Genomic DNA, 1,110 nt, shown 5'->3' on the forward strand with positions numbered 1-1,110 from the left:
TGTCCTGCACGAGGCGCCCCAGCACCACCGCCCCGACCATCTGGGCAACCAGGCGCAGCGCCTCATCGCTCGCAGACGCGGCAGTCTCGGTGGCTGCGCAGGCCGCGGGCGCCGACGAGACCTGCGGTGCGAAGTCGTCGTCCCCGCAGTGCGCAGCGCTGGGGTGGTCTTGCCTCGTGTCGAGGCGGGCCTGCACGCTTGCGATCATGCCCTTTGCGGCAACCGCAAATGCATCGCGCACCGCAGGCGGCTGACGCATGGCGTCGCAGCCCAGGGCGGCGATCACACAGCCCATCTCGGGATGCTGCAGATGCCCTTGTGACAGGTAGTGCCCTAGCGTGTGCTCCAGGGATGAGCCCGGGTCAAAGACCCGGGCAGAGGTCTGTTGTGCCGCAAACCGCACCGCTTCAGCAACGAGCGCATGCCGGTCGGAAAAGTGGGCGTAGAAGGCCCCGTGGGTCAACCCAGCACGCTTCATCACCTCGGGGATGCTCACCCCGTCGAGACCGTTGCGGCGAAAGGCCGCGGAAGCTTGCGCCACGATGCGCTGGCGGACCTGCGACTTATGGCCTTCCGGATAGCGCATGCGAGCCCTCTCTGCGCGGACGTCTCGAGCCGCTCTTATCGACCAGAGACAGAGGGTGTCCGCGCTCTTTATATTATGGTCATCATATCAACTGGTGCGCACACCGTCAAGAGTGAGGGACGCCCTGACCTGCGAACCGGCTGCAACGCCGAAAGGATTTCGCGCAGCGCGACGAGAGCATCTCGTCCCTGCCTGAATCTCATCAACCGGACAATTCGCCCGTCGATATCGCCCTCGAGATGACCCGTGGGTTGGCTTCCCTGGGGTACCCCGCCCCCCTCGAGGCGTCGCTCTCCAAGCCCTCCCTGGGAGTCGCCCCCTGCAACAGGAGACACGCTTGAACAGGCCCAACACCTGCCCTGGACGGCAGCACGAGATCAAGCCAGGGCATGCATCCCAGATCCCTACACCTCTTACGTGAATGGAGGAGGGCGAGGCGCGATGTGCAAACTTGTGCAGACCACGCCGCAGCCGGCGGCGCACAAGAAGGAGCACCATGGCCCAGGAGACCCCCGTCGCCCCCA

The 1,110-nt window shown here is 65.6% G+C and carries 1 protein-coding gene; it reads right to left on the bottom strand.

From position 1 onward, the window contains the following. Positions 1-586: TetR/AcrR family transcriptional regulator (locus tag EB084_26230; GenBank protein ID NDD31761.1), on the bottom strand; the 586-nt coding region annotated here is incomplete at its 3' end. Positions 587-1,110 lie beyond the last annotated feature (524 nt).

It is taken from the genome of Pseudomonadota bacterium, assembly GCA_010028905.1.
Taxonomy (GTDB): Bacteria; Vulcanimicrobiota; Xenobia; order RGZZ01; family RGZZ01; genus RGZZ01.